The 21,026-nt window shown below is 59.0% G+C and carries 22 protein-coding genes; 10 read left to right on the top strand and 12 right to left on the bottom strand.

From position 1 onward, the window contains the following. Positions 1 to 143 precede the first annotated feature (143 nt). The 3 genes from HBN68_RS05575 to HBN68_RS05565 are packed head-to-tail and all read left to right on the top strand — an operon-like array spanning position 144 to position 1,768. Positions 144 to 824, top strand: coding sequence for a class I SAM-dependent methyltransferase (locus HBN68_RS05575; RefSeq protein WP_169963311.1), 681 nt, complete (start codon positions 144 to 146; stop codon positions 822 to 824). Between the two features lie 3 nt (positions 825 to 827). Then, on the top strand, positions 828 to 1,541 hold the full coding sequence (locus HBN68_RS05570; protein ID WP_094994848.1) for a lipopolysaccharide kinase InaA family protein: 714 nt from the start codon (positions 828 to 830) through the stop codon (positions 1,539 to 1,541). Next, positions 1,541 to 1,768, top strand: coding sequence for a hypothetical protein (locus tag HBN68_RS05565; RefSeq protein WP_094994847.1), 228 nt, complete (start codon positions 1,541 to 1,543; stop codon positions 1,766 to 1,768). Before HBN68_RS05570 ends, HBN68_RS05565 begins: the two co-directional genes overlap by 1 nt. An 82-nt stretch (positions 1,769 to 1,850) precedes the next feature. Here HBN68_RS05565 and HBN68_RS05560 read toward each other — a convergent pair whose 3' ends face one another. The 7 genes from HBN68_RS05560 to HBN68_RS05530 all read right to left on the bottom strand — a co-directional run bounded on the left by HBN68_RS05560 (position 1,851) and on the right by HBN68_RS05530 (position 10,927). After that, entirely contained in the window at positions 1,851 to 2,948 is a 1,098-nt protein-coding gene (locus HBN68_RS05560; protein ID WP_169963313.1) for a DUF1513 domain-containing protein, read from the bottom strand. 14 nt (positions 2,949 to 2,962) lie between these two features. Next, the gene (locus tag HBN68_RS05555) at positions 2,963 to 4,027 is read right to left on the bottom strand and encodes an imelysin family protein (RefSeq protein ID WP_094994845.1); all 1,065 of its coding nucleotides are present in this window, start codon (positions 4,025 to 4,027) and stop codon (positions 2,963 to 2,965) included. A 26-nt stretch (positions 4,028 to 4,053) separates the two neighbouring features. Next, positions 4,054 to 5,475 (bottom strand): di-heme oxidoredictase family protein, encoded by a 1,422-nt coding sequence (locus HBN68_RS05550; protein ID WP_169963315.1) that lies wholly within the window; start codon positions 5,473 to 5,475, stop codon positions 4,054 to 4,056. A gap of 210 nt (positions 5,476 to 5,685) precedes the next feature. Then, a complete protein-coding gene (locus HBN68_RS05545) occupies positions 5,686 to 7,032 on the bottom strand; it encodes an imelysin family protein (RefSeq protein WP_094994843.1) in 1,347 nt (448 codons plus the stop codon). Positions 7,033 to 7,193: 161 nt separating this feature from the next. Beyond that, complete coding sequence (locus tag HBN68_RS05540; protein ID WP_169963317.1) at positions 7,194 to 9,245, bottom strand: bifunctional diguanylate cyclase/phosphodiesterase; 2,052 nt, start codon at positions 9,243 to 9,245, stop codon at positions 7,194 to 7,196. A gap of 264 nt (positions 9,246 to 9,509) precedes the next feature. Continuing rightward, a complete protein-coding gene (locus tag HBN68_RS05535) occupies positions 9,510 to 10,106 on the bottom strand; it encodes a Fe-Mn family superoxide dismutase (RefSeq protein ID WP_047274206.1) in 597 nt (198 codons plus the stop codon). A gap of 218 nt (positions 10,107 to 10,324) precedes the next feature. Then, the gene (locus HBN68_RS05530) at positions 10,325 to 10,927 is read right to left on the bottom strand and encodes a LysE/ArgO family amino acid transporter (protein WP_169963319.1); all 603 of its coding nucleotides are present in this window, start codon (positions 10,925 to 10,927) and stop codon (positions 10,325 to 10,327) included. A 110-nt stretch (positions 10,928 to 11,037) separates the two neighbouring features. Here HBN68_RS05530 and HBN68_RS05525 point away from each other — a divergent pair, with 110 nt between their 5' ends. From HBN68_RS05525 to HBN68_RS05515, 3 genes are all read left to right on the top strand, one after another. Further along, on the top strand, positions 11,038 to 11,931 hold the full coding sequence (locus HBN68_RS05525) for a LysR family transcriptional regulator ArgP (protein WP_094994839.1): 894 nt from the start codon (positions 11,038 to 11,040) through the stop codon (positions 11,929 to 11,931). A gap of 52 nt (positions 11,932 to 11,983) precedes the next feature. Next, a complete protein-coding gene (locus tag HBN68_RS05520; protein ID WP_169963321.1) occupies positions 11,984 to 12,982 on the top strand; it encodes an NAD(P)-dependent oxidoreductase in 999 nt (332 codons plus the stop codon). 111 nt (positions 12,983 to 13,093) lie between these two features. Continuing rightward, positions 13,094 to 13,945 (top strand): ATPase, encoded by an 852-nt coding sequence (locus tag HBN68_RS05515; protein ID WP_094994837.1) that lies wholly within the window; start codon positions 13,094 to 13,096, stop codon positions 13,943 to 13,945. Positions 13,946 to 13,962: 17 nt separating this feature from the next. Here HBN68_RS05515 and HBN68_RS05510 read toward each other — a convergent pair whose 3' ends face one another. The 3 genes from HBN68_RS05510 to HBN68_RS05500 all read right to left on the bottom strand — a co-directional run bounded on the left by HBN68_RS05510 (position 13,963) and on the right by HBN68_RS05500 (position 16,816). Continuing rightward, positions 13,963 to 15,480 carry an MDR family MFS transporter gene (locus HBN68_RS05510; protein ID WP_169963323.1) on the bottom strand — a complete coding sequence of 506 codons (1,518 nt, stop codon included), beginning with the start codon at positions 15,478 to 15,480 and terminating at the stop codon, positions 13,963 to 13,965. A gap of 135 nt (positions 15,481 to 15,615) precedes the next feature. Beyond that, the gene (locus tag HBN68_RS05505) at positions 15,616 to 15,792 is read right to left on the bottom strand and encodes a hypothetical protein (protein WP_156425770.1); all 177 of its coding nucleotides are present in this window, start codon (positions 15,790 to 15,792) and stop codon (positions 15,616 to 15,618) included. Between the two features lie 118 nt (positions 15,793 to 15,910). Next, entirely contained in the window at positions 15,911 to 16,816 is a 906-nt protein-coding gene (locus tag HBN68_RS05500; RefSeq protein ID WP_169963325.1) for a LysR family transcriptional regulator, read from the bottom strand. A gap of 113 nt (positions 16,817 to 16,929) precedes the next feature. Here HBN68_RS05500 and HBN68_RS05495 point away from each other — a divergent pair, with 113 nt between their 5' ends. Together HBN68_RS05495 and HBN68_RS05490 are read left to right on the top strand one after the other, a co-directional pair. Then, the gene (locus HBN68_RS05495) at positions 16,930 to 17,814 is read left to right on the top strand and encodes an MBL fold metallo-hydrolase (protein WP_169963327.1); all 885 of its coding nucleotides are present in this window, start codon (positions 16,930 to 16,932) and stop codon (positions 17,812 to 17,814) included. 43 nt (positions 17,815 to 17,857) lie between these two features. Beyond that, the gene (locus HBN68_RS05490) at positions 17,858 to 18,472 is read left to right on the top strand and encodes an NAD(P)-dependent oxidoreductase (protein WP_169963329.1); all 615 of its coding nucleotides are present in this window, start codon (positions 17,858 to 17,860) and stop codon (positions 18,470 to 18,472) included. Between the two features lie 64 nt (positions 18,473 to 18,536). On the opposite strand, the gene HBN68_RS05485 is transcribed toward HBN68_RS05490, so the two are convergent. Continuing rightward, complete coding sequence (locus HBN68_RS05485; protein WP_094994832.1) at positions 18,537 to 19,466, bottom strand: AraC family transcriptional regulator; 930 nt, start codon at positions 19,464 to 19,466, stop codon at positions 18,537 to 18,539. 319 nt (positions 19,467 to 19,785) lie between these two features. On the opposite strand from HBN68_RS05485, the gene HBN68_RS05480 reads away from it, so the two are divergent. After that, positions 19,786 to 20,115, top strand: a complete 330-nt coding sequence (locus tag HBN68_RS05480) for an antibiotic biosynthesis monooxygenase family protein (protein ID WP_094994831.1) — start codon at positions 19,786 to 19,788, stop codon at positions 20,113 to 20,115. A gap of 41 nt (positions 20,116 to 20,156) precedes the next feature. Continuing rightward, positions 20,157 to 20,390, top strand: a complete 234-nt coding sequence (locus tag HBN68_RS05475; protein ID WP_094994830.1) for a hypothetical protein — start codon at positions 20,157 to 20,159, stop codon at positions 20,388 to 20,390. Here the strand turns inward: HBN68_RS05475 and HBN68_RS05470 are convergent, their stop codons facing one another. Then, positions 20,391 to 21,011: a flavin reductase family protein gene (locus HBN68_RS05470; RefSeq protein ID WP_094994829.1), complete on the bottom strand. Its 621-nt coding sequence runs from the start codon at positions 21,009 to 21,011 to the stop codon at positions 20,391 to 20,393. Positions 21,012 to 21,026 lie beyond the last annotated feature (15 nt).

The following is a 21,026-nucleotide window of genomic DNA, read 5'->3' as shown; positions in this document are numbered from 1 at the left end:
GAAGTGGCCCTGCGCCACCATTTCTAGCCTGTAAAACCTCGCAAACATTGCCGGGTTTACACCACATTTTTTTCACTCGTTGATGACCTGAAGCTCACAGCTGCCTGATTAAGGTGATGGCTACACGCTTCAGGAGAGCCATCATGAGCCCCGCGATCAAACTCAAGTTTTCTGAAAAGTACGACCAGCAGCACGCCTCGGATTATCTGTTAAAGCACCAGAACGGTTTGGCACGCCGCTTGTCCCATGCCCGGGATGAGCAACTGGCTCGCCATGCGCTGGCGTTGGCCGGTGAGCCTGCTGTGGTGCTGGATTTGCCGTGCGGTGCGGGGCGTTTCTGGCCGCTGCTGGCACAAAGACATAATCGCGAAATCATTGGCGCGGACAATTCGGCGTCTATGCTTGATGTGGCTTCAAATGCGCAGCCCGCCTCGGTGGTAAAACGGGTACGCCGTTTGCAGACCTCTGCTTTTGATATCGACCTGCCCGATAACGCAGTCGACAGCATTTTTTGCATGCGCCTGCTCCACCATATCGATGACGCAAGTCACCGGATGGCTCTATTGCGGGAGTTTCATCGTGTCAGCCGCGACAGTGTGATTATTTCCCTGTGGGTCGATGGCAATTTCAAGGCGTGGAAACGTAAGCGCCTTGAGCATCGGCGCGGCGCTTCAACTGTGCAGGAGGGTTACCAAAATCGGTTTGTGTTACCCGTTGTTACGGTTGAGCAAGAGTTTAAAAAGGCTGGTTTCACCATTCAGAAACATCTGGATTTTATTCCGCTGTACGCGATGTGGCGGGTTTACGTACTACGCAAGAGATAACTCATGACTGTTGATTTTGTACAGCAACCCCCGATGTCCACTGAAGATTGTTTTGAACATTACTGGCGCCAGGAAGGTGAATGGGTTGAAGAGCCCAACCAGCGGCGGGGCGGGGAAAGTGGCGTACAAAGGATTTATGAAGGCGGCAAGTTGCTCTATGCCAAGCGTCAAGTGGGTCATATTTACCGCAGCTGGCGGTACCCGCAGGGACGGCCGACAGTGCTGCGAGAACGTGATGCATTGCTCGGGCTGCGCGAACTTAATGTAAACGTGCCCGAGTTGGTGTTTTGCGGCGCGAAACAGGCGGGCGACAAACAATGGCGTGCCTTGTTGGTCACGGCGTCATTGGACGGCTATATCGAAATTGAAAAATGGTACGCCGCGGGCGGTCGTGAACGGTTCGGTGAAGCCGTACATGAGCGTGTACTGGAAGCAGTCGCACAGAACCTTGCGCGTATGCACCTGGGGCGCTGGCAGCATGGCTGTCTGTATATCAAACACGTTTTTGTGCGGGTCACTGGCACCGCCCAGGCTGCACAGGTAGATGTCGCTCTGCTTGATCTGGAGAAATGCAGGCAACGTCTGACACCTTATAAAGCTGCCTCACACGATCTGAAACAGTTACGACGCCATTCGTCGTGGAGCGATACCGACTGGCGCAAACTCATCTACTTTTACGAAACGGTGTTTGGCAGCGCCATCAAAGGGTTACGGTGATGAAGCGAGAAATTGCACGAGGTTTGTTTTTGCTGGCGGCACTGGCCATTGCGTCAGTGGCGCTGGCCGCCTGGGAGCAGCCCAGGCCACAGGTATTGAGCGCTACCCTCAGTGGCAATCATTGCCCGTTGCCGAGGGTGGCCAAGGTTCAAAACGTGGCCACGCCCGATCATGACCTGCTGTTGTTCATGTTTGGTATGTCCCAGGGTTTACGTCCACAGGGTTGAAAACATGTCAGAGGGCTTGATAGCAGTCGCCGGACCGGCCTTCGGCGACGCTCTCTCCGACAGTTGCTACACCGGGCCTGCGTTACATCACGTGCAGGTGGTTGTCCCAAAGCCCGGCCGGTAGATCCAGCGGTTTGGCAGTCAATTGGGGTTGTCGGCAATCATAGAACCGGCACCGTCCTTGCCCCGAGGTCACTACAAACCCGTCCTTCACAGCCGCTACACCCGCGCAATCCGCTAACGGTGCATCCAGCCGCACCGTGCCACTGTCCAGATCCCAGACAAAGAATCTATTGCCCCTCGGCGCCGTCAATGCCACCAGCCGCAGATCACTGTGCACCGCCACACTGGCCGTGTAATGGCCCATCGCGCGTAGCTGTTGCTCAGCCACAGGGAAAGGCTCAAATGGCTGGCCCGGGCGCTTGATTGCCAGTAACTCCGACAACTCGTGGGCATCACCCATGAACTGCTGGCAGGCCACCACGGTGCCATCGCTGGCAATACCCAAGTGCCGCACACTGTTCATCTGCTGGCTCAAAGTCTCTTTGCTTAGGAGGGTGCCGTCGCGGTGCATCAGCACCAGGCTGGGTTCCATGGCGTTGAGGTTCATTTCGACACGGCTTTCGGCTTCGGTACGAATTCCGCCGTTGGCCACTACCAGGGTTTCGCCGTCAGGCATCCACGACACTTGATGCGGGCCGACGCCATGGGTCGGGATCTCGCCGCTGTGAATCAGGCGGTCGCCTGCAAAGCGGTAAACCCCCAGCAACCCGCGGCCCGGATCGGTTGTGTCGTTTTCAGTGGCGTAGAGCCATTCACCGTCCTTGTGAATCACGGCGTGGCCATAAAAGTGGCGGTTGGGCAGCGACGTGACGGTTTGCAGCAGTGCCCCGTCCTTGAGGCTGATCAGGTAGCTTTCGGTGCCGGGCCGACGGGCGACGAACAGCGCAATGGGTAACGTCGGGTGGTTGATGATGTCGTGACAGCGTTGCTTGACCTGGGTATTGAACACCTGCGTGCCGTCGAGCATGTAGCCGACAGCGAAGTGATTGCCGTCCACATCGTCCCGGGCGCTGAGCAACAGCGGGCTTTGGCCTTTCTGTTTGAACAGCGACCAACCGCCCAGCGTGACGGCGCTGAGCAGTAACCCGCCAAGTTTCAGAGCTTGCCTGCGCATCATCGAACCTTCCTTCATTAATCGCCGTCGTTGGCGTTAAAGCCCAATTGGATGCCCAGTGCTTTGGCCAGCTCACCTTCATGCAAGCGGTGAACCACGTTCAAGCTGTCGTAGATCGCATCCAGTTGAGCGCGACCGGCGTCGTCAGCGAGCAGCTCATTGAGCGACCGGGTGTTGTCATTGAACAGTTTGAGCGAGGCGGCGTAGGCGGCGTCGATCTTGTCAGCCAGCGGCTTTTGATCGGCAGGCAGCAGGCCGCGCAGGCCCTTGTTATCGACACCGACCCACACCGTCTGCGCCGCAGCGAGGCTGGCGGCCAGGCTCTTGAGCGACGACTCGCTGCGCCATGCGTCTGCCTGGAAGGGCTGCGGGATGCCTTTGCTCTGACGGCCCATCGGGGTGCCGAGTTTTTTCTTCAAGGTGTCGAGTGCCGTGACCTGAACCCGCAACAGGTCAGCGATGGCCTCGTGGGAGTCGGCATAGCGCTGGTTCGGGAACTTGCTCATTTGCGCCAGCATGCCGTCGGTGCTGTTCCAGCTCGCGAGAATCTCTTCGGCCAGTTGCTTCTGACGTTCGCCAATGGCGGTCAACAGGGGGCAGTAACGGGCTTTGGTGGTCTCGTCTGCGAGGTCGATCTTGCTGTCGAACAGGATGTACTCATAAGCGGACAACCCTTGCACCACAACGCTCGACTTGGCCAGCGCAGCCGCATCGATCTGCGGCTGGGCGATCACCAACTGCTCGACCTGACGGCCAACCAGGTTCTTTTTATCGGGCCAGAACTGCACTTGCCACGAGCGGTTGCCTTCAGCCAGCGGCCCGATCAGCAAGGGTTGCAGTTCGGCCCAGGCTTTCTGAGCGTGCAGGAAGTCGGCACGCGCGGTGTCCAGGCTTTCCTTGCCTTGGCAATAAGCCAGAGCACTGACGGCCAGTTGACGGTCAGCGTCTACCCAACGGCTATACGTGGGCAGGATCACCTGTTTGGCGATCGCAGCCGAGGTGACAGCCTGCGGGTCTTGGGGCGCACACGCACCCAAGGCAAGGGCGGCAAGGCTGGTGAACAACAACTTGGGTCGAAACATGTCGGGGTCCCCGATCGTGTAGGCGTTTAAAGAGAATTCAGGAACGCCAGCAACGCAGCGCGCTGCTCGGCATTGAACTGTAAAACCTGCTGGCGCGCCGGTTCGGCCTCGCCGCCATGCCACAGCACGGCCTCGAGCAGATTGCGGGCACGACCGTCATGCAAAAACTGTGTATGGCCACTGACTTTTTGCGTCAAACCAATCCCCCACAGGGGCGGTGTGCGCCACTCGCGACCACTGGCTGTGAACTCGGTCCGGTGGTCGGCCAGGCCTTCGCCCATGTCGTGAAGCAGCAGGTCGCTGTAGGGGTGAATGACCTGATTGGCCAGTTCAGGCTCGGCGGCGTCGTGTGCGGTGGTGAATGTTGGGGTATGGCACGCCACACAGCCAGCTTTGTAGAACAGGTTCTTCCCGGCCAGCACCTGGGGCGCACCGACATCGCGCCGCGCAGGCACGGCGAGGTTGCGGGTATAGAACTCGACCAGACGCAGTATGTTGTCGCTGACTTCGGGCTCGCCATCCGGGCCGTTGCCGTTGGGCGCTTCAAGGCATGCCGTTTGCGACCGGGTGCAATCATCGAAGGGTCTCAACGAGGTGGTGAGCCCCATATCACCCGAAAAGGCGTGAACATTTTGTTGATTGAGGTTCGGTTGGCCGGCTTTCCAGCCGAATCGGCCCAACACCGTTTTTTGTTGCGCGTCATCCCAGACCCAATTGGGACGCCCGGACACTCCGCCCGCCGTGTCGTCTTTGACATTGGCCAGGATCGCCGCTTCGGGAATGGCCTCGAGCAGTCCGAGGCCGATCATGGGCGGGGCAATCCGTGCAGAAAAGCGTGTGTCGGGGTGCATCGGGCCATAACCCAACTGGGTGATCTGCAGGGTGGGCTTGCGCAGCTCGACGTGGGTGCCGTCCTTGAACCGGACGGGTACTGTCGTGTATTCGACCCGTACTTTGCCTTCCGGTACGACGCCCGGAACCGACATGTCTTGCAACTGGCCGCCGTAAGTGGGCTCGGGCACGATCCCGGCTTGCTCGATCATCGTGGCAAACGTCGGCTCATTCGGGATCGACAGGCGAACCAGCATCGACACTGAGTTTTTGGCGCCGGGAGCTGGCGGATGGCCGCGACCGTCCTTGATGTGGCAGTTTTGGCAGGCATTGGTGTTGAACAGCGGCCCAAGCCCGTCGCGCGCCGTGGTGGTAGACGGGGCGATTACCCACGGGCTGCGGAAGAAGCTGTTGCCGACACTAAAATCCAGACGCCGACTGGGCGCCAGATTGGCGGATGGCATGGAGAAGGCGTTGTGGTCGGTTTTGCGCACTGTCGTGGTCCCGCCGGAGCGGGCTTCGCCAGGCTCGGGTTTGGTAAAGCGCGGGGCATCATCACAACCGCCCAGGCTCAGGGCCACGAGCAGCAGTGACAGGCGAAGAGGCAACGAAGGCATCAGCGTCCAGTTCTACGAGCAAAATCGAGGGCGCAAAGTTTAGCAGGGAAGGAGAATTGAAATAAGAGGAATTAGCGTTTGGTTTGACGTGCGGCAGTCAATGCGTCTTCTAGCTGGAAAAGGGAGCGGCATAAAGCGTTTCAAAGGTCTGGCGGACAGTAAAAAGGCGACCCGAAGGTCGCCTTATGTCTTGCGCGCAAAGCCTTCGGATCAGAAGTCGTGATCGGCGTTGTCCGGGTTCAGGTCGCTGATGCCCAGTTTGCCTGCTGCCTGTTCGATGGCACCGGTCTGCTTGACCAGAGCGGCGATGGCATCACGCACCACCTGATTGCCGGACTCATTGCCTGCCGCGATCAACTGGTCGTAGTGCTCGCCCTTGGCAGCACGATCCACCATGACCTGAATTTTGGCTTCAGTGTCAGCCAGGTCTGATTTCAGTGTCGCGTCAGCCGCAGGGTCAACCACGACCACCAGTGACGACAGGCTTGGGCCGGTCATTTTAGTGCCGTCGGCGCGCACGTACTCACCCAAGTAGACGTTACGAATGCCTTTGGCATCGTAGAAGTGCGAGTTGTGGGTGTTGTCGCTGAAGCAGTCTTGCTCGTCTTCAGGGGAGTTGGCTTCCAGCGACACTTTCATGCGCTCGCCCGCCAATTCGCCCAACGACAGGCTGCCCATACCGAACAGCATCTTGCGCAAGCCGTTCTGTACTGGCTCGGCTTCCAGCGAGGCGCGGTAGTTGTCGGGCACGTTGGGTGCCCAGTTGCCGACCATTTCGTCCAGGTCGTTAACCAGCAGTTGGGTCACGGCTTTGAGGTAAGCGCGACGACGGTCGTTGTGGCCGCCGGTGGCGCCTTCGCCTTCCAGGTAGTCAGAGGCAGGACGGTTGCCAGCACCAGGGCCGGTGCCGTTCAGGTCCTGGCCCCACAGCAGGAACTCAATGGCGTGGTAGCCGGTGGCCACGTTGGCTTCCGAGCCGCCCAGTTCATTCAGGCTGGCCAATACTTCAGGGGTGATTTCGGTGACGTCGACCTTGTCTTCGCCAACCTGAATTTGGGTGTTGGCGATGATGTTGGCGTTGGCGCCCGGGTTGCCCAGTGCGTGTGCGTAGCTGGCGTCAACGTAGTCGATCAGGCCTTCGTCCAACGGCCAGGCGTTCACCTGACCTTCCCAGTCGTCAATGATGGTATTACCGAAACGGAAGACTTCACTCTGCAAGTAAGGCACGCGCGATTCTACCCACGCGGCCTTGGCGGCTTTCAGGGTGTCGTCGTTAGGGTTGGCGAGGAAGGCATCAATGGCGGTTTGCAGTTTTTTTGCGGTGCTTTGAGCGTCGCTGTACACGGCGTGAACCATGTCGGCGTAATGGGCAACCACGGCCTTGGCGGCCGCTTCGTCGATTTTCACAGCGCTGATGTCAGCCGCGGGAGTTGCCTGAGTCGTCGCCGCGGCAGGGGCTGGGGCTGCTGTGTTTTTTTCTTGGTCTTTGTCGCCACAACCGGCGAGTGAAATAGCAATGGCCAGCAAACTGGCGGAGGCCAGAGGCAAACGAATCATGGCGAACATCCTGCTTCGAGAGGTGGGACACGTGTGCGAGTGCACAAAACAATGGCGACATGATGCGAAAGATTTGCATTTTGTGTAAAGGGTTAGCGTTGTAAATATTTCCTATTTACGTCTATCTAACCCGGTTACACCGCGAATCCTGAAATATGGATTTACATAATGGCGGCATTGTTGCGCTGGCCCTGCTTCAGAAAAATGCTCAACTCCCGCGCTGGCAGAGGTTTGCTGTACAGGTAGCCCTGGCCCTCGTGACAGCCTTCGTTGATGACATACATTTCCTGCTCAACGGTTTCGACACCTTCGGCAATTACCTGCATGCCCAGGCTTCTGCCGAGCTGGATGATGGCCCGCACGATGGTGGCATCGTCGTCGTCGTCAATCAGGTCCTGCACGAAACTCTTGTCGATCTTGATTTTGTCCAGTGGCAAGCTTTTGAGGTAACTGAGCGATGAATACCCGGTACCGAAGTCATCAATGGCGATCAGGGCGCCGGAGCGACGCAGGCTGAGCAGGTGTTGCGCGGCCGTGCTGATGTCTTCCATCAGGCCGGTTTCAGTGACTTCCAGTTCAAGGCTGCGGGGTGGCAAACGATAGATTTGCAGCAGGTTGTTGACCATTCGCGGCAGGTCAGCGTGGTGCAGCTGCACGGTCGACAGATTGACCGCCATGCGCAGCTCGGTGAACCCCTGATCGTGCCATTCGCGCAATTGGCGACAGGCTTGATCCAGTACCCATTCACCAATAGCGATAATGCTGCCGTTTTGCTCGGCCAGCGGGATAAACAAATCCGGCGGCACCATGCCGTGAATGGGGTGCTGCCAGCGCAAGAGCGCTTCAACACCCACGACCTCATGGTCGCTGTAGCGGATCTGCGGCTGGTAAACCAGGTACAACTGGTTACTTTGCAAGGCGTCACGCAGGTCTTTTTCCAGCTCGCGTCGACGGCGCATCTCAGTGTCGACACTGGCGATGTAGAACTGATAGCGGCTGCGCGAACGCGACTTGGCCAGGGTCATGGTTTGTTCGGCTTTTTGCAGCAGTTTTTCGCTGGAGTCGCCGTCTTCAGGGAAGAGCGTGATACCGATGGTTGCCCTCAGCCGGATCGATTGCTCTGCCAGCAGGAACGGGGTTTCGAGGTCGTCGAGAATACTCTGCGCCAGCTCCGCGACCTGATAGGGCTGATCGATATCGGCCTGCACCAGGGCAAATTGGTCACCGCCAAGGCGGGCGAGCGCGCCCAGCCGACCGCTGTGTGCACGCAGCCGGTCAGCCACAGCCATCAGCAGTTGGTCGCCGGTTTGATACCCGTGTTGTTCGTTGATGCTTTTGAAGTCATCCAGCCCCACGCACAACACCGCCACCCGGCGTTGCAGGCGACCGGCATCGAACAGGATCTTGGCGAGCTGGGTTTGCAATTGCTGGCGATTGGGCAGCCCGGTGAGAAAGTCGTACTGCGACATGCGCAGCAACGTGTTTTCGGCTTCGTGGCGCAGGTGGGTATTGCGTTCTATCGACGTCAGTAACTGGTTGGCAGTGTTGATCCAGATGCCCAATTCGTTTTTCTCATGGCCTTTGAGCAACGGCAGCAAATGCTGGCTGGGGCGGTCCGGGTTGATGGTACTCAGGTGCTCGATCATGCGAGACAAGGGCTTGGTCAGCAGCCAGTGATAGATCAGGTACAGCACCAGCCCCATCAACAAGGCGCGCAGGACGCCCGAAATGAAAATAATGCCCGAATTGATCAGAAACCCGTCGCCATAGTTGGCGGTGTCGAGGGTGATGGTCAGGTCGCCGTAGTACTCGCTGTACTGCCCGCGACCCACCAGTGGTGTGACAAATGTGCGCTCCTTGTCCAGGAACACGTCCGTCAGCCAACGACTGGTTGCTTCTCGCAAGGGCCGGGTTTTCTCGGCCAGCGTGGTTTCTTTGGGGTGGCCGATGGAGGCCTGCCGTACCGCGTCGTCCTGAAACAAACCTTCGATGACCTGCATCGCCATCTCCCGGTCCAGGCTGTAGACGGCCTGGGTGGAGGGGGCGCGAAACATGTCGAGGATGCGCTCGGCGTCGTTGTTGATCGACTGCCGGGTCTTGTAGGCGTCGAACACAATTTGCGCGCAGCTCAATACCACCCCGACGATCAGTGCCGAGAGCAACACGATCCGGAGCAACTTGACTGACAAGCTGTTTTTGAGTTCCAGCTTCAAAGAGCGCTTCCTTGTTTCTGGCGGATGATATCAAGTAGCCATGACTGTGGGTAATCCCTCGCGGACACTCTTCGCCTTTAAAACGTTAATCGGTAACGCTGTGCACACTGTGTCGGTCTTGCCGGTGCGGAACTTGAGCACGGAGCGAAGATAATTTCTGTGGTGTGAGTCTAGCTGGCGTGCGCTTTGGGGCCAGCGACGTCGCAACTTTCGCGTGGCGAAAAAAAACCCGGCAATGCCGGGTTTTTTTGTCTGGCGACGTGGTTACGCAGTGAAGGTTTTGCCTTCGAACTGCTCGGCCACGAACGTCCAGTTAACGAGGTTCCAGAACGCTTCAACATACTTAGGACGTACGTTGCGGTAGTCGATGTAGTAAGCGTGTTCCCAAACGTCGCAGGTCAGCAGCGGGGTGTCGCCGCTGGTCAGCGGGTTGCCGGCGCCGATGGTGCTGGCCAGGGCCAGGGAACCGTCAGCTTTTTTCACCAGCCAGCCCCAGCCGGAACCGAAGGTGCCGATGGAGGTTTTGCTGAACTCTTCTTTGAACTTGTCGAACGAGCCAAACGAAGCGTTGATCGCGTCAGCCAGTGCGCCGGTTGGCTGGCCGCCACCGTTTGGCGTCATGCAGTTCCAGTAGAACGTGTGGTTCCACACTTGAGCTGCGTTGTTGAAGATGCCGCCCGAAGAGGTCTTGACGATCTCTTCCAGGGTTTTACCTTCGAATTCTGTACCTGGTACCAGGTTGTTCAGGTTCACGACGTAGGTGTTGTGGTGCTTGTCGTGGTGATATTCCAGGGTTTCTTTGGAGATGTGCGGCTGCAGGGCATCGTGTGCGTACGGCAGTGGCGGCAATTCGAAAGCCATGGTGATTCTCCTAATCAGGTCAGTTGCGATGAGCGCAAGGCCGATCACGGGCGGCCAAACACGCGCCGATGAGTTTTTTACTCTTTGCGGCGCAGGGGCAGGATCATAGCACCGGGGTGGCGGCTTAACCACGCAACAACTGTGTGGAATAGAGGTTCCGGCGCGATTGATGAAAAAACTCGATGGTTCTTGCCCGGCCTTGTTTGCCGGGCATTTGATCACCCGACCACGATCAATTGCACGGCCACGGCGTACATCATTACCGCCACCAGCAGGTCGAGAAGACGCCAGGTTCCGGGACGTGCCAGCCACGGTGCCAGCCAGGCCGCGCCAAGGGCCAGGGTGAAAAACCACAACAACGAGGCACTGGCGGCGCCAATCACATAGGCACCGGGCACGCTTTGTTGTGCGCCAAGCGAGCCGATCAGCAGCACGGTGTCGAGGTACACGTGCGGGTTGAGCAATGTGACCGCCAAAGCACTGAGCATCACGGCTTTGAGCGAACGGGCGGTCTGGTTGGCCGAGTGTTCAAGGCTGGAACTCGAAAAAGCGCGACGCAATGCCTGGTTGCCGTACCACAATAGGAACACCGCGCCCCCCCAGCGGGCGACGCTGAGCAGCAGCGGGTTTTGCGCCAGAATCGTGGCCAGCCCAAACACCCCGGCGGCGACGAGCAGGGCGTCGCAGATCACACAGAAGGCGGCGACGGGCAAGTGGTGTTCACGGCGCAGGCTTTGCGCCAGTACAAATGCATTTTGAGTGCCGATGGCCATAATCAGGCCGAACGCGACCAGCAGGCCGTTGAGGTAGCTTTGCCACATAAGAATTACTCATCGAACTACAGCGGGAGAAGAGGTGTGCTGCTGGCTATTCTCGGGGTGTTAGCTGTATAAGAAAAACCAATATTGCTGATCGCTCATTAGGAAAACTGATGTTCGACTATAAATTACTCTCCGCCCTGGCAGCGGTGGTGGAGCAGGCGGGATTTGAACGGGCTGCACAGGTGTTGGGGCTGTCACAATCGGCCATCTCCCAGCGCATCAAACTGCTTGAGGCGCGTATTGGTCAGCCCGTACTAGTGCGTGCCACACCGCCCAGTCCGACTGAAATCGGCCGCCGTTTGCTTAACCATGTCCAGCAAGTGCGCTTGCTGGAGCGCGACCTGCAAAGCAGTGTGCCGGCGCTGGACGACGAAGGGCTGCCGGAGCGTCTACGCATCGCCTTGAATGCTGACAGCCTGGCGACCTGGTGGGCGCCGGCGGTGGGGGATTTTTGCGCGGAGCACCATCTGCTGCTGGATTTGGTGGTCGAGGATCAGACCGTGGGCCTCAAACGCATGCGCGCAGGTGAAGTGGCCGCCTGTTTGTGTGCCAGCGAACGGCCAGTGGCAGGGGCCCGAAGTGTGTTATTGGGGGCCATGCGTTACCGCGCGCTGGCCAGCCCTGCATTCATTGCCCGGCATTTTGTCGATGGCGTACGTGCCGCATTGCTGCCCAAGACCCCGGCCTTGGTGTTTGGCCCGGACGATTTCCTGCAACACCGTTATCTGGCTTTATTGGGCGTAGACGGCGGTTTCGAACACCACTTGTGCCCGTCCTCCGAAGGCTTTATCCGCCTGGCCGAAGCTGGGCTCGGGTGGGGATTGGTGCCTGAATTACAGGTGCGTGAACAACTTGAAAGCGGAACACTGGTAGAGCTTTTGCCAGATAAACCGATCGACGTGCCACTGTACTGGCATCATTGGCGTAATGGTGGACAACTGCTGGGGCAACTGACCGAACATTTATCGCGGTCGGCGTCACGCTGGTTAGTGCCTTTGGCCTGACACCAGGCGTTCAAACAGCAGGCAGCACGCATTAGAGCATTTGGAGCGATTCATGAAGATTCTGGTCACCGGCGCAAGCGGCTTCATTGGCGGACGCTTTGCGCGTTTTGCCCTGGAGCAGGGCTTTGACGTACGGGTCAGCGGGCGTCGTGCCGACGGTGTTGAACACCTGGTGCGGCGTGGGGCTGAATTTATCCCGGGTGATTTGACCGATGGCTTGCTGGTGCGTGACCTGTGCGTCGACATTGACGCCGTGGTGCACTGCGCGGGCGCCGTCAGTGCCTGGGGGCGCACGCAAGACTTGCAGCGTGACAATGTGCTGGTCACCGAAAACGTGGTCGAAGCCTGTTTGAAACAACGTGTGCGGCGGCTGGTGCACTTGTCTTCGGGGTCGCTGTATTTCGACGGTCGCTCGCATGTGGGCCTGACGGAAGAGCAGGTGCCCAAGCGCTTCAGTCATACCTATGCCGCGACCAAACACCTGGCCGAGCAAAAAGTCTTTGGCGCCCAGGAGTTCGGACTGGAAGTGATTGCCTTGCGCGCGCGCATGGTCACGGGTGCTGGCGACATGAGCCTGTTCCCGCGTTTGCTGCAACAGCAGCGCAAAGGGCGTCTGGCGATCATTGGCAACGGCCTGAACAAAGTGGATTTCACCAGCGTGCAAAATCTCAATGAAGCGTTGCTCAGCAGCCTGCTGGCCGCCGGATCTGCCTTGGGCAAGGCGTACAACATCAGTAATGGCGCGCCGATTCCCTTCTGGGACGTGGTCAATTACGTGATGCGGCAAATGAACGTGGCTCAGGTGACGCGGTATCGGGGCTACGCGGCGGCCTACAGCATGAGTGCGCTCAGTGAAGTCGCCTGTAAACTGTGGCCCGGCCAGCCCGAGCCAACGCGCACGCGCCTGCGCACCCAGGAAATGAACAAAGATTTCACCCTCGATATCAGCCGCGCCCGGCATTACCTGGACTACGACCCCAAAGTCTCGCTGTGGGCGGCACTCGATGAATTCTGTGGCTGGTGGAAGGCCCAGGAATCGCCTTACCGTTAACTACCCGTAATACCGATGAACCTGACGAAGGTTCAAGGACGATCAGGGCGCGAGTCTGAGGTTTATACTCGCGCCATTCAGCTTTCACTCAGGTTTTAAATAAGGTTTGCCATGCGTAACGATGCCCGCGACGACTTCGATGATGTCCCGACCCTGCGAGCCACGGTCGACGACCACGATCAACTGCCCCCGACCGCAGCCGCCCGTGAACGCACCACGGTGTATTCGCGCGACACGCCCGTGATCCAAGTCAAAGCCCCCACAACCGCCCCGCTATGGGCACTGCTCGGAGCCGTTCTGCTGGCGTTCGCCGGGCTGGCGTGGTGGAGCTTTCAGCAGTTGTCGATGATGGAGCAACAGCTGGTGGCGACTCAGGAGAGTTTTGCCCGCATCAGCGAAGAAGCCGCAGGCCGTTTGCAGGACATATCGGGCAAAGTGGTGGCCAGTGAGTCCACGATCAACAGCGGCAGCGAAGCCCTGAAATTGCAGATCAAGCAACTCGAAGACAAACTCCTTGAACAGCACCAGCAACAGCAAGGCGCGGTGGCCGGTCAGCAAGGGGAACTGGACAAACGCTTTGAACAGATCAATGCGGCCCTGTTGGCGCAGGTCTCGGCCCAGCAGGCGAGCAACACCCAGTTAAGTACCGAGGTGAAGGCACTGGGCACGGAACTGGCGACCCTTAAAGCCACCGTGGCCGAGCAGGGCAAGCTGGACGCGCAGCTCAAAAGCGTGAGCGCCGACGTGGCCACACTGAAAAAGCAGGGCAATCCGGCTGCTGCCATCCAGCGCCTGGAGCAGGATTTGCTAGTCCTTAAAAGTGAGTTGGAAACCCGCCCGGCCGCCGCCCCGGCTCAAGGCAGCACTGCCGAGTTTGACCTGTTCCGCGGGCAAGTGACGCGCAACATCAACACGTTGCAAAGCCAGATCCAGAACCTGCAAAAGCAAATCAGCGCTAAATAACGCAAGGGCTGCGGGTGCTACGTTGCTTTGTCTTCGCGCCCGCGCAGCACCTGATTGGGCATTGCCAGCGCCGCGCCCAGGCCCAGCAGCGAAAACGCGGCGCTGATGCTTAGCAGATGGCGAAAAGTGATTTGCAGCTCGGCACGCAGGTTGTCCAGCGCCGGGCCTTGCACCGCGTTCAGGCCATCGAGCAGCACATTCCCCGAACTGCCTTCCCCCAGTAGCGGGCGTCCCATGATCGGGGTGCTTAGCGAGCCATGCAGCAACGCCAGCAGCAGTGCTGACATCAAGGCCACTCCCACGGCGCCCCCCAGCGAACGAAACAGGTTGGTGGTACTGGTGGCCACGCCGATATCCTGTTGCGTCACGGAATTTTGCGCGCCCACCAATGAGGTAGGAAATTGCATGCCTGAAGCGATCCCGCTCAATAGCATGAACACCCCGCTCACGGTTTCTGCGCCCGGCGGGCTGTAAGCCATGCCCAAAATGGCGAGCGGCATCAGCGCTGCGCCGCCGAGAATCATCGGTTTGTAATACCCGGTCACGGAGGTCATGCGCCCGGCAACATACGCGCCAATGGGCAAACCCATTGCCAGCGGCAACAAGTGCAGTGCCGCACTGTCTGCCCCGGCGCCGGTGATGCTTTGGTAACGCAACGGCATCAACACCACCAGCGAGATGGCCTGAAAGCTCGTGAAAAACACCGTGCACCAGCACAACACGGCAGTGCGATTGGCAAACAAATGCATCGGTAGCAACGGCTCGCGCGCACGGCGTTCGTGCCAGACAAACAACAGCAGGGCAAACACGGCCACGCCCAGCAACATCAACACGTGGTCGCCGCGCCAGCTGTGCCCCTGACCGATAAACGTAATGCCCAGCAGCAGTGAGGTCAGGCCGACAATCATCAACACCGTGCCCAGGTAATCAATAATTGGCTTGCGCTGCCCAATGGGTAGGCCCACGAGGGTGCGATAGGCAATCCACCACGACACCAGCCCCAGCGGCAGGTTGATCCAAAACACCCAGCGCCACGACAGGTATTGCGTCATGAAGCCGCCCAGCACGGGCCCGGCGACACTGGCTAAGGCGTACATGCCGCTGAAGTAACCCTGATAACGGCCGCGTTCGCGCGGTGGCACGATGTCACCGATGATTGCCTGACTCACCGAGATCATGCCGCCCGCACCAATGCCCTGAATGATCCGCGCCAGTACCAGTTGCTCCATGTTCTGCGCCACTGCGCAAAACAACGACGCCAGGGTGAAGAGCCCCATGCCGAACAGCATCAGGCGGCGTCTGCCGTACAAGTCCCCGAGCTTGCCGTAAATCGGCACGGCCACGGTCATGGCCACCATATAGCCGGAAATCACCCACGCCAGTTGGCTGACATCCTTGAACTGGGCCGAGATGGCAGGCATGGACACGGCAACGATGGTTTGATCCAACGCGCCAAGGAAAATGGCCAGCATCAAGGCCACAAGGATGCTGCGAATGGCGGGTTTGGACGTGGCGGGTTGGTTGAGGCTGGTCATCAATACACCTGTGGGCGCAAAGGCACAGGCGCAGCGGCCTGTGGCGGAATGCCGCCCAGTGTACTGGATAGCTCGCTAACGAACAGGCGCAAAAAAAGGCGCAGTCGTCAGTTCATGAACGGCTGCACCGATTTTTTATCTCAACGCGCTGAATGCTGCATTCAACGAATTGCAATGCTCGCCCTGGCAACTGGCGGTAAATCGAGGGGAGAGGCGGGTTTGCTCAGCGCGGTAACAAGCACTGGCAAACAGTACAGCGGCAGCAAATACAACAAACGCGGTCATGCATCTGGTTTTTGTTTTCGTGGTCATGGCAGTCATCTCCTGATACCTAGACGTCACACTTTTCAGGCTAGTTCAGACCCTCGGACTTGCCACACCAGTTGTACGACTGCACCTGTAAGCCTTCATCCCTCAAACGGACTACTTCTTACAGTCCTTTGTCCCACGATGGCTCGGGGGTAAAGCGCGCCGCCAGAAAGTCCAGCATGCTGCGCAACGCGCTGGGCATGTGTTTGCGCGAGGCGTAGACCGCGTAAATAGTCATCACCCGGGGTTCGGCGTCGGGCAACAAGCGCACCAGATCCCCGCGAAGCACGTGCTCCCCGGCCTGATAGCTGGGCAGCAGTGAAACCCCTGCGCCAGACAGTGTGGCGCTGAGCAGGGTGCTGGCTTCGTTGGCGCTGATGTTGCCTTGCACCGGCACCGACACCTCATCGCCATCACAGGTGAAATGCCACAGGCTTTTGCCGAAATAGGTATGGGTCAGGCAATTGTGCTGGCTCAAGTCATCCACCTGTACGGGCGCTGGATGCTCGCGCAGATACGCGGGCGAAGCACACAGCAGCGAGCGACAAACGGTCAACTTGCGGGCAATCAGGCTGGGGTCCAGCTCCCTGCTGGTGCGAATGGCGAGGTCAATGCGCTCGTCCACCAAGTTTACCGTGCGGTCAAGCATTTGCAGGTCAATGGTCACGCCGGGGTTGAGGCGCACATAGTCGGTCACGGCGGCTGCCAGTTGCGCTTGCCCGAATGACGTACTGACGCTGATGCGCAACAGGCCCCGAGGCGCATCCCCGGCCGTGGTCACGGCGGCCTGCAAATCCTCGGACAGTGTCAGCATCTGTCGACAGCGCGGCAGCGTTTCATTACCGGCGGCAGTGAGGCTCAGTTTGCGCGTGGTGCGATGCAGCAGACGTGCGCCCACCCACGCTTCAAGCTCGGCCAAATAGCGCGACACCACCGGCCGCGACAGGTCCAGGTGATCAGCGGCGGCTGACTGACTGCCGAGGTCGACCACGGTGACAAACACGCGCATTGCATTAAGACGGTCCATGATCTGCCCGGTTTCTGAAACAAACTATGTCGCAGCATCGCATTTTTTAACGCTGATCGGGCTACTAAGCTGTGTTCATCGCCTATAACGGCCTCTTATTCAGGAAACAGCCTATGAATGGATTTTCAACCTTGCGTCGCCTGTTCCTTGGCGTCGTTGCGCTGGGCTTTGCTGCGCAAGCCGCTGCAGCGCCTGCACCCCTCACGCTGGACGTGTACAACCCGGGCGCCGCGGCGATTTTCCCGGTGTCGTCGGTGCTGGTGAGCGGCGACAAAGACGCCATTCTGATCGATGCGCAATTCGGCAAAGCTCAGGCGCAGCACGTGGTGGACAAGATCCGCGCCAGCGGCAAGCACCTGACCACCATCTACATCAGCCACGGCGACCCGGACTACTACTTCGGTCTGCAAACACTGACAGATGCCTTCCCCGACGCCACCGTGCTGGCCTCCGCCCCTACGGTGGAACACATCAACAAAACCAAGGATGCCAAACTGGCATTCTGGGGCCCGCAAATGGGCGTTGATGCCCCCGTAAAATTGATTGTGCCGCAGGTGCTCAACGGCAATAGCTTGCAACTGGAAGGCCGCGATCTGGAGGTGATCGGGCTGAACGGCAAGCAGCCGGACCGCAGCTTTGTGTGGATTCCGTCGCTCAAGGCCGTGGTGGGCGGGGTGGTAGTGGCTGACAACATTCACGTGTGGATGGCTGACACGCAAACGCCTCAGTCCCACAAACAGTGGTTGTCCACCCTCAAGCGCATCGACAGCCTGCAACCCGGCGTTGTGGTGCCTGGCCATTACCTGGGCGAGAACGATCGTTCGATCGATGCCGTGCACTTCACCCGCGATTACATCAAGGCGTTTGATGAAGAGACCCTCAAAGCCAAGGACTCGGCTGAACTGATCGCAGCAATGAAAAAGCGTTACCCGGATCTGGCTGAAGAGTCTTCGCTGGAACTGAGCGCCAAAGTGGCCAAAGGCGAAATGAAGTGGTGATTGAAGCCTTTAGTGAAATCTGTCCATTCCACAGGAGAACCTCATGAGCAAAATTGCAATTATCGGTGCCACCGGACGTGCAGGCAGCCAACTGCTGGAAGAAGCCCTGCGCCGTGGTCATAGCGTGATCGCCATTGCGCGTCACGCCTCAAAAATCGGCCACCGTGCAAACGTGGTCACCCTGGATGTGGATGTCAATGATGCCCATGCCCTGCAAGAAGCGGTTGCAGGCAGTGATGGGGTGTTAAGCGCCGCGCATTTTTCGACCTTGCCCGCTCAGGCCATCATCGAACCGGTGAAAAAGGCAGGCGTGAAGCGCTTGTTGTTTGTGGGGGGCGCGGGTTCGCTGTTACTGCCGGATAACACCCGGGTCATCGACAGCAAGGACTTCCCGGAGGCCTACAAGCCAGAGGCCAGTGCGGGGGGTGTGTATCTGGAAACCTTGCGCAAGGAACAGGACCTGGACTGGACCTTCCTGTCGCCATCGGCCGAATTTGTAGAGGGTCCGCGCACCGGAACATTCCGCTTGGGCAACGACCACCTGCTGATCGGCGATGACGGCAAAAGCTGGATTAGTTTCGCGGACTTCGCCATCGCCATGCTCGATGAAGTCGAGCATCCCGCCCATTCCCGTCAACGTTTCACCGTCGGCTATTGAAGCCGAGGGTACTGGGCCGACGGTGATCGGCATCGACGCGAATCAGTGGCAGCGAACGATGGCCCTATAGGCTCATGCGCAAGCGCGCCAGATCCCGCACCGGCGGCGCGCCAAATTGACGGCTGTACTCGCGACTGAACTGCGACGGGCTTTCATACCCCACGCGATATCCTGCCGCCGACGCGTCGAGCCCTTCGCAGAGCATCAGGCGCCGGGCCTCGTTGAGGCGCAGCTGCTTCTGGTATTGCAGCGGGCTCATGGCGGTCATGGCTTTGAAACGGTGGTGCAGGGTCGACACGCTCAGGTTGGCTTCACGGGCCAGGTCGTCAATGCGCAACGGTTGCTGGAAATTGCCGTTGAGCCATGAGATCGCACGGCTCACCCGGTGGGTTTGACTGTTTTCGGTAGCAATTTCGTACAGTCGGTAGCCCAAAGGACTGCGCAGCAAGCGGTACAAGATCTCGCGTCGAATCAGCGGCGCGAGCATGGCGATATCGCGGGGCGAGTCCAGTAATCGGGTCAGGCGCAGCAGGGCATCGAGCATGACTTGATCGATGGGTTCGACATACACCCCGCGCCCGGCAGGCCGCGACGGCACGCCAATCGGCCCGGCCTCGCTGATCAGGGTGGAGATTTCCATCGGATCAATATCCAGGCGCAACGCCAGCACCGGACGTTCCGGGGATATTTCCACCACACGGCCACTGATCGGCATTGACACCGACACCACCAGATAATGAAGCGGATCGTAGGCGAAATATTCATCTGCCAGGCGCACCTCCTTGCGCCCTTGGGCGAGGATGCACAGGGCCGGTTGCGGCAAGCTCGGGGAGAAGTCGCTGGACTCGCTGTAACGCGACATGAACAGCGCGTCGACCCCCGTGGCGCAGGTGCCGTCTTCGCGGGTGTGGCGATAAATGAGGTCAGCCAGTTCTACGCGTTTTTCTTCCAGCGCGGCATCGAGTGCGGCCATGGGCGGTTGCAGCGTTGACATGGGGGCGTGTCCTCGTGGCGGCGGCGATGGGGCCATAGCTTAGATTTGTGCAAGCCCAAGGGGTAGCTGATTTCTGCCGCAGCCTTGCCTGATCCTGTCGCAGCCTTCACGGCGGGCGACGAAAGCGTTGTAAACAAGGCGCGGGTTTGCTTGAAACCGGTATACCTGACGCGGTTGCGCAGGATGGCGTGAGGCGGTTGGAACGCAAAGGTTATGCAGAATCGTGCAAGGCCGGGGCAGGAATCGACTAACCGTGCGGCACAGACCCACCGTAAGCTTTGAGCCTCCCCTCACGCCCCTCAGATTTTTGGAGGTCACCATGCCCCAGTCCACTGTTGCCAGTCACACGACCTGGGTTCGTGCCCACGCGGGTTGTTCGGCCCGCGTCGAGGCCTGCCTGAGCCAACTGATTGAGCCCACGCTGCAGATGCCTGGCTGCCTGCACGTTGCGTTGCAGCAATCGCGCAGCGAACCGTTGCTTTGGCATGTCGCAGGGTATTGGCAGGATGAGGCGTCGATGTTGGCGTACTTTAAGTCCCCGCTGATGGAGGTCTACAGCGTGCTGGTGCACACCCGGGTGATCGACCGTCTCGATTTCCAGAGCGGCTGTGACGAGGTCTGGAGCCGTGTGCAGAAACGCGCCGGGTAAGCGGGTAGAATGCCGCCTTTTCACAGGCCGGAATTACACACATGGCGCGTAAAGCATTTGAAAAATTTGAGGCGGTATCGGCGGTGGTGCCTGTAGAACCGGGGGTTTACCACGCAGCGATTGCGGTCAAAGCCTTGTATGAAGGTGGAGCCCCTCGCTTTCACAAAATCTTGCTCGAGCAGACCTTTACCACCGCGACCGCGGCCGATGCCGCCGCCGAGCAACAACTTGCAGCCCTGCAGGGCGTCAATGAAGACGCCGAGCTGGTTTGGTAATCAGGTTGGGCGGTGCATTTTGAACAGGGCTTCGGCGCCTAACTGGAAGTAATCTGCCGGGCCGCCACCACGCAAAATCGGTTCGGCGGCGGCGGTGTCATAGATCCCGTCTTTGAGCAGGTGTTTGGCGATATGCACCGCCACCACCTCGCCGAGAATCAGCCAGCTCGGGACCAATTGCTGGTCGGCGCGTTGCAGTTGCACGATCTGCGTCACTTTGCATTCAAACGACACCGGCGTTTGCGCCACGCGCGGCACGCTCACCACCCGTGAAGCAGCGGTGCTCAGGCCTGCCAATTCAAACTCATTGACGTCGGGCCCGACCATCGCACAGCTCTGGTTCATGGCTTCGGCCAGTGGGCGCGTGGCCAGGTTCCAGACGAATTCACCGGTTTGCTCAATGTTGTTGAGGCTGTCTTTGCGCCCCACGCTGCAAAACCCGATGATCGGAGGAATGTAATTAAAGGCGTTGAAGAAGCTGTAGGGCGCCAGATTGAGACGACCTTCGGCGTCCTGCGATGAAATCCAGCCAATCGGACGCGGCCCGACAATGGCATTGAACGGATCGTGGGGCAGGCCGTGGCCTTTGGAGGGTTCGTAGAAATGGATATCGTCAGGCATCACAAGCATCCGCAA

This window comes from Pseudomonas sp. WS 5078 (assembly GCF_012985745.1).
Lineage (GTDB): Bacteria > Pseudomonadota > Gammaproteobacteria > Pseudomonadales > Pseudomonadaceae > Aquipseudomonas > Aquipseudomonas lundensis_A.
The sequence above is the reverse complement of the archived record's forward strand: the minus strand, read 5'-3'. Positions and strand labels throughout refer to the sequence as shown.

Excerpts from the sequence above, each read along its gene's own strand:
- HBN68_RS05575 (WP_169963311.1), top strand. The coding sequence starts at position 144 with ATGAGCCCCGCGATCAAACTCAAGTTTTCTGAAAAGTACGACCAGCAG.
- HBN68_RS05570 (WP_094994848.1), top strand. The coding sequence starts at position 828 with ATGACTGTTGATTTTGTACAGCAACCCCCGATGTCCACTGAAGATTGT.
- HBN68_RS05565 (WP_094994847.1), top strand. The coding sequence starts at position 1,541 with ATGAAGCGAGAAATTGCACGAGGTTTGTTTTTGCTGGCGGCACTGGCC.
- HBN68_RS05560 (WP_169963313.1), bottom strand. The coding sequence starts at position 2,948 with ATGATGCGCAGGCAAGCTCTGAAACTTGGCGGGTTACTGCTCAGCGCC.
- HBN68_RS05555 (WP_094994845.1), bottom strand. The coding sequence starts at position 4,027 with ATGTTTCGACCCAAGTTGTTGTTCACCAGCCTTGCCGCCCTTGCCTTG.
- HBN68_RS05550 (WP_169963315.1), bottom strand. The coding sequence starts at position 5,475 with ATGCCTTCGTTGCCTCTTCGCCTGTCACTGCTGCTCGTGGCCCTGAGC.
- HBN68_RS05545 (WP_094994843.1), bottom strand. The coding sequence starts at position 7,032 with ATGATTCGTTTGCCTCTGGCCTCCGCCAGTTTGCTGGCCATTGCTATT.
- HBN68_RS05535 (WP_047274206.1), bottom strand. The coding sequence starts at position 10,106 with ATGGCTTTCGAATTGCCGCCACTGCCGTACGCACACGATGCCCTGCAG.
- HBN68_RS05530 (WP_169963319.1), bottom strand. The coding sequence starts at position 10,927 with ATGTGGCAAAGCTACCTCAACGGCCTGCTGGTCGCGTTCGGCCTGATT.
- HBN68_RS05525 (WP_094994839.1), top strand. The coding sequence starts at position 11,038 with ATGTTCGACTATAAATTACTCTCCGCCCTGGCAGCGGTGGTGGAGCAG.
- HBN68_RS05520 (WP_169963321.1), top strand. The coding sequence starts at position 11,984 with ATGAAGATTCTGGTCACCGGCGCAAGCGGCTTCATTGGCGGACGCTTT.
- HBN68_RS05515 (WP_094994837.1), top strand. The coding sequence starts at position 13,094 with ATGCGTAACGATGCCCGCGACGACTTCGATGATGTCCCGACCCTGCGA.
- HBN68_RS05510 (WP_169963323.1), bottom strand. The coding sequence starts at position 15,480 with ATGACCAGCCTCAACCAACCCGCCACGTCCAAACCCGCCATTCGCAGC.
- HBN68_RS05505 (WP_156425770.1), bottom strand. The coding sequence starts at position 15,792 with ATGACCACGAAAACAAAAACCAGATGCATGACCGCGTTTGTTGTATTT.
- HBN68_RS05500 (WP_169963325.1), bottom strand. The coding sequence starts at position 16,816 with ATGGACCGTCTTAATGCAATGCGCGTGTTTGTCACCGTGGTCGACCTC.
- HBN68_RS05495 (WP_169963327.1), top strand. The coding sequence starts at position 16,930 with ATGAATGGATTTTCAACCTTGCGTCGCCTGTTCCTTGGCGTCGTTGCG.
- HBN68_RS05490 (WP_169963329.1), top strand. The coding sequence starts at position 17,858 with ATGAGCAAAATTGCAATTATCGGTGCCACCGGACGTGCAGGCAGCCAA.
- HBN68_RS05485 (WP_094994832.1), bottom strand. The coding sequence starts at position 19,466 with ATGTCAACGCTGCAACCGCCCATGGCCGCACTCGATGCCGCGCTGGAA.
- HBN68_RS05480 (WP_094994831.1), top strand. The coding sequence starts at position 19,786 with ATGCCCCAGTCCACTGTTGCCAGTCACACGACCTGGGTTCGTGCCCAC.
- HBN68_RS05475 (WP_094994830.1), top strand. The coding sequence starts at position 20,157 with ATGGCGCGTAAAGCATTTGAAAAATTTGAGGCGGTATCGGCGGTGGTG.
- HBN68_RS05470 (WP_094994829.1), bottom strand. The coding sequence starts at position 21,011 with ATGCCTGACGATATCCATTTCTACGAACCCTCCAAAGGCCACGGCCTG.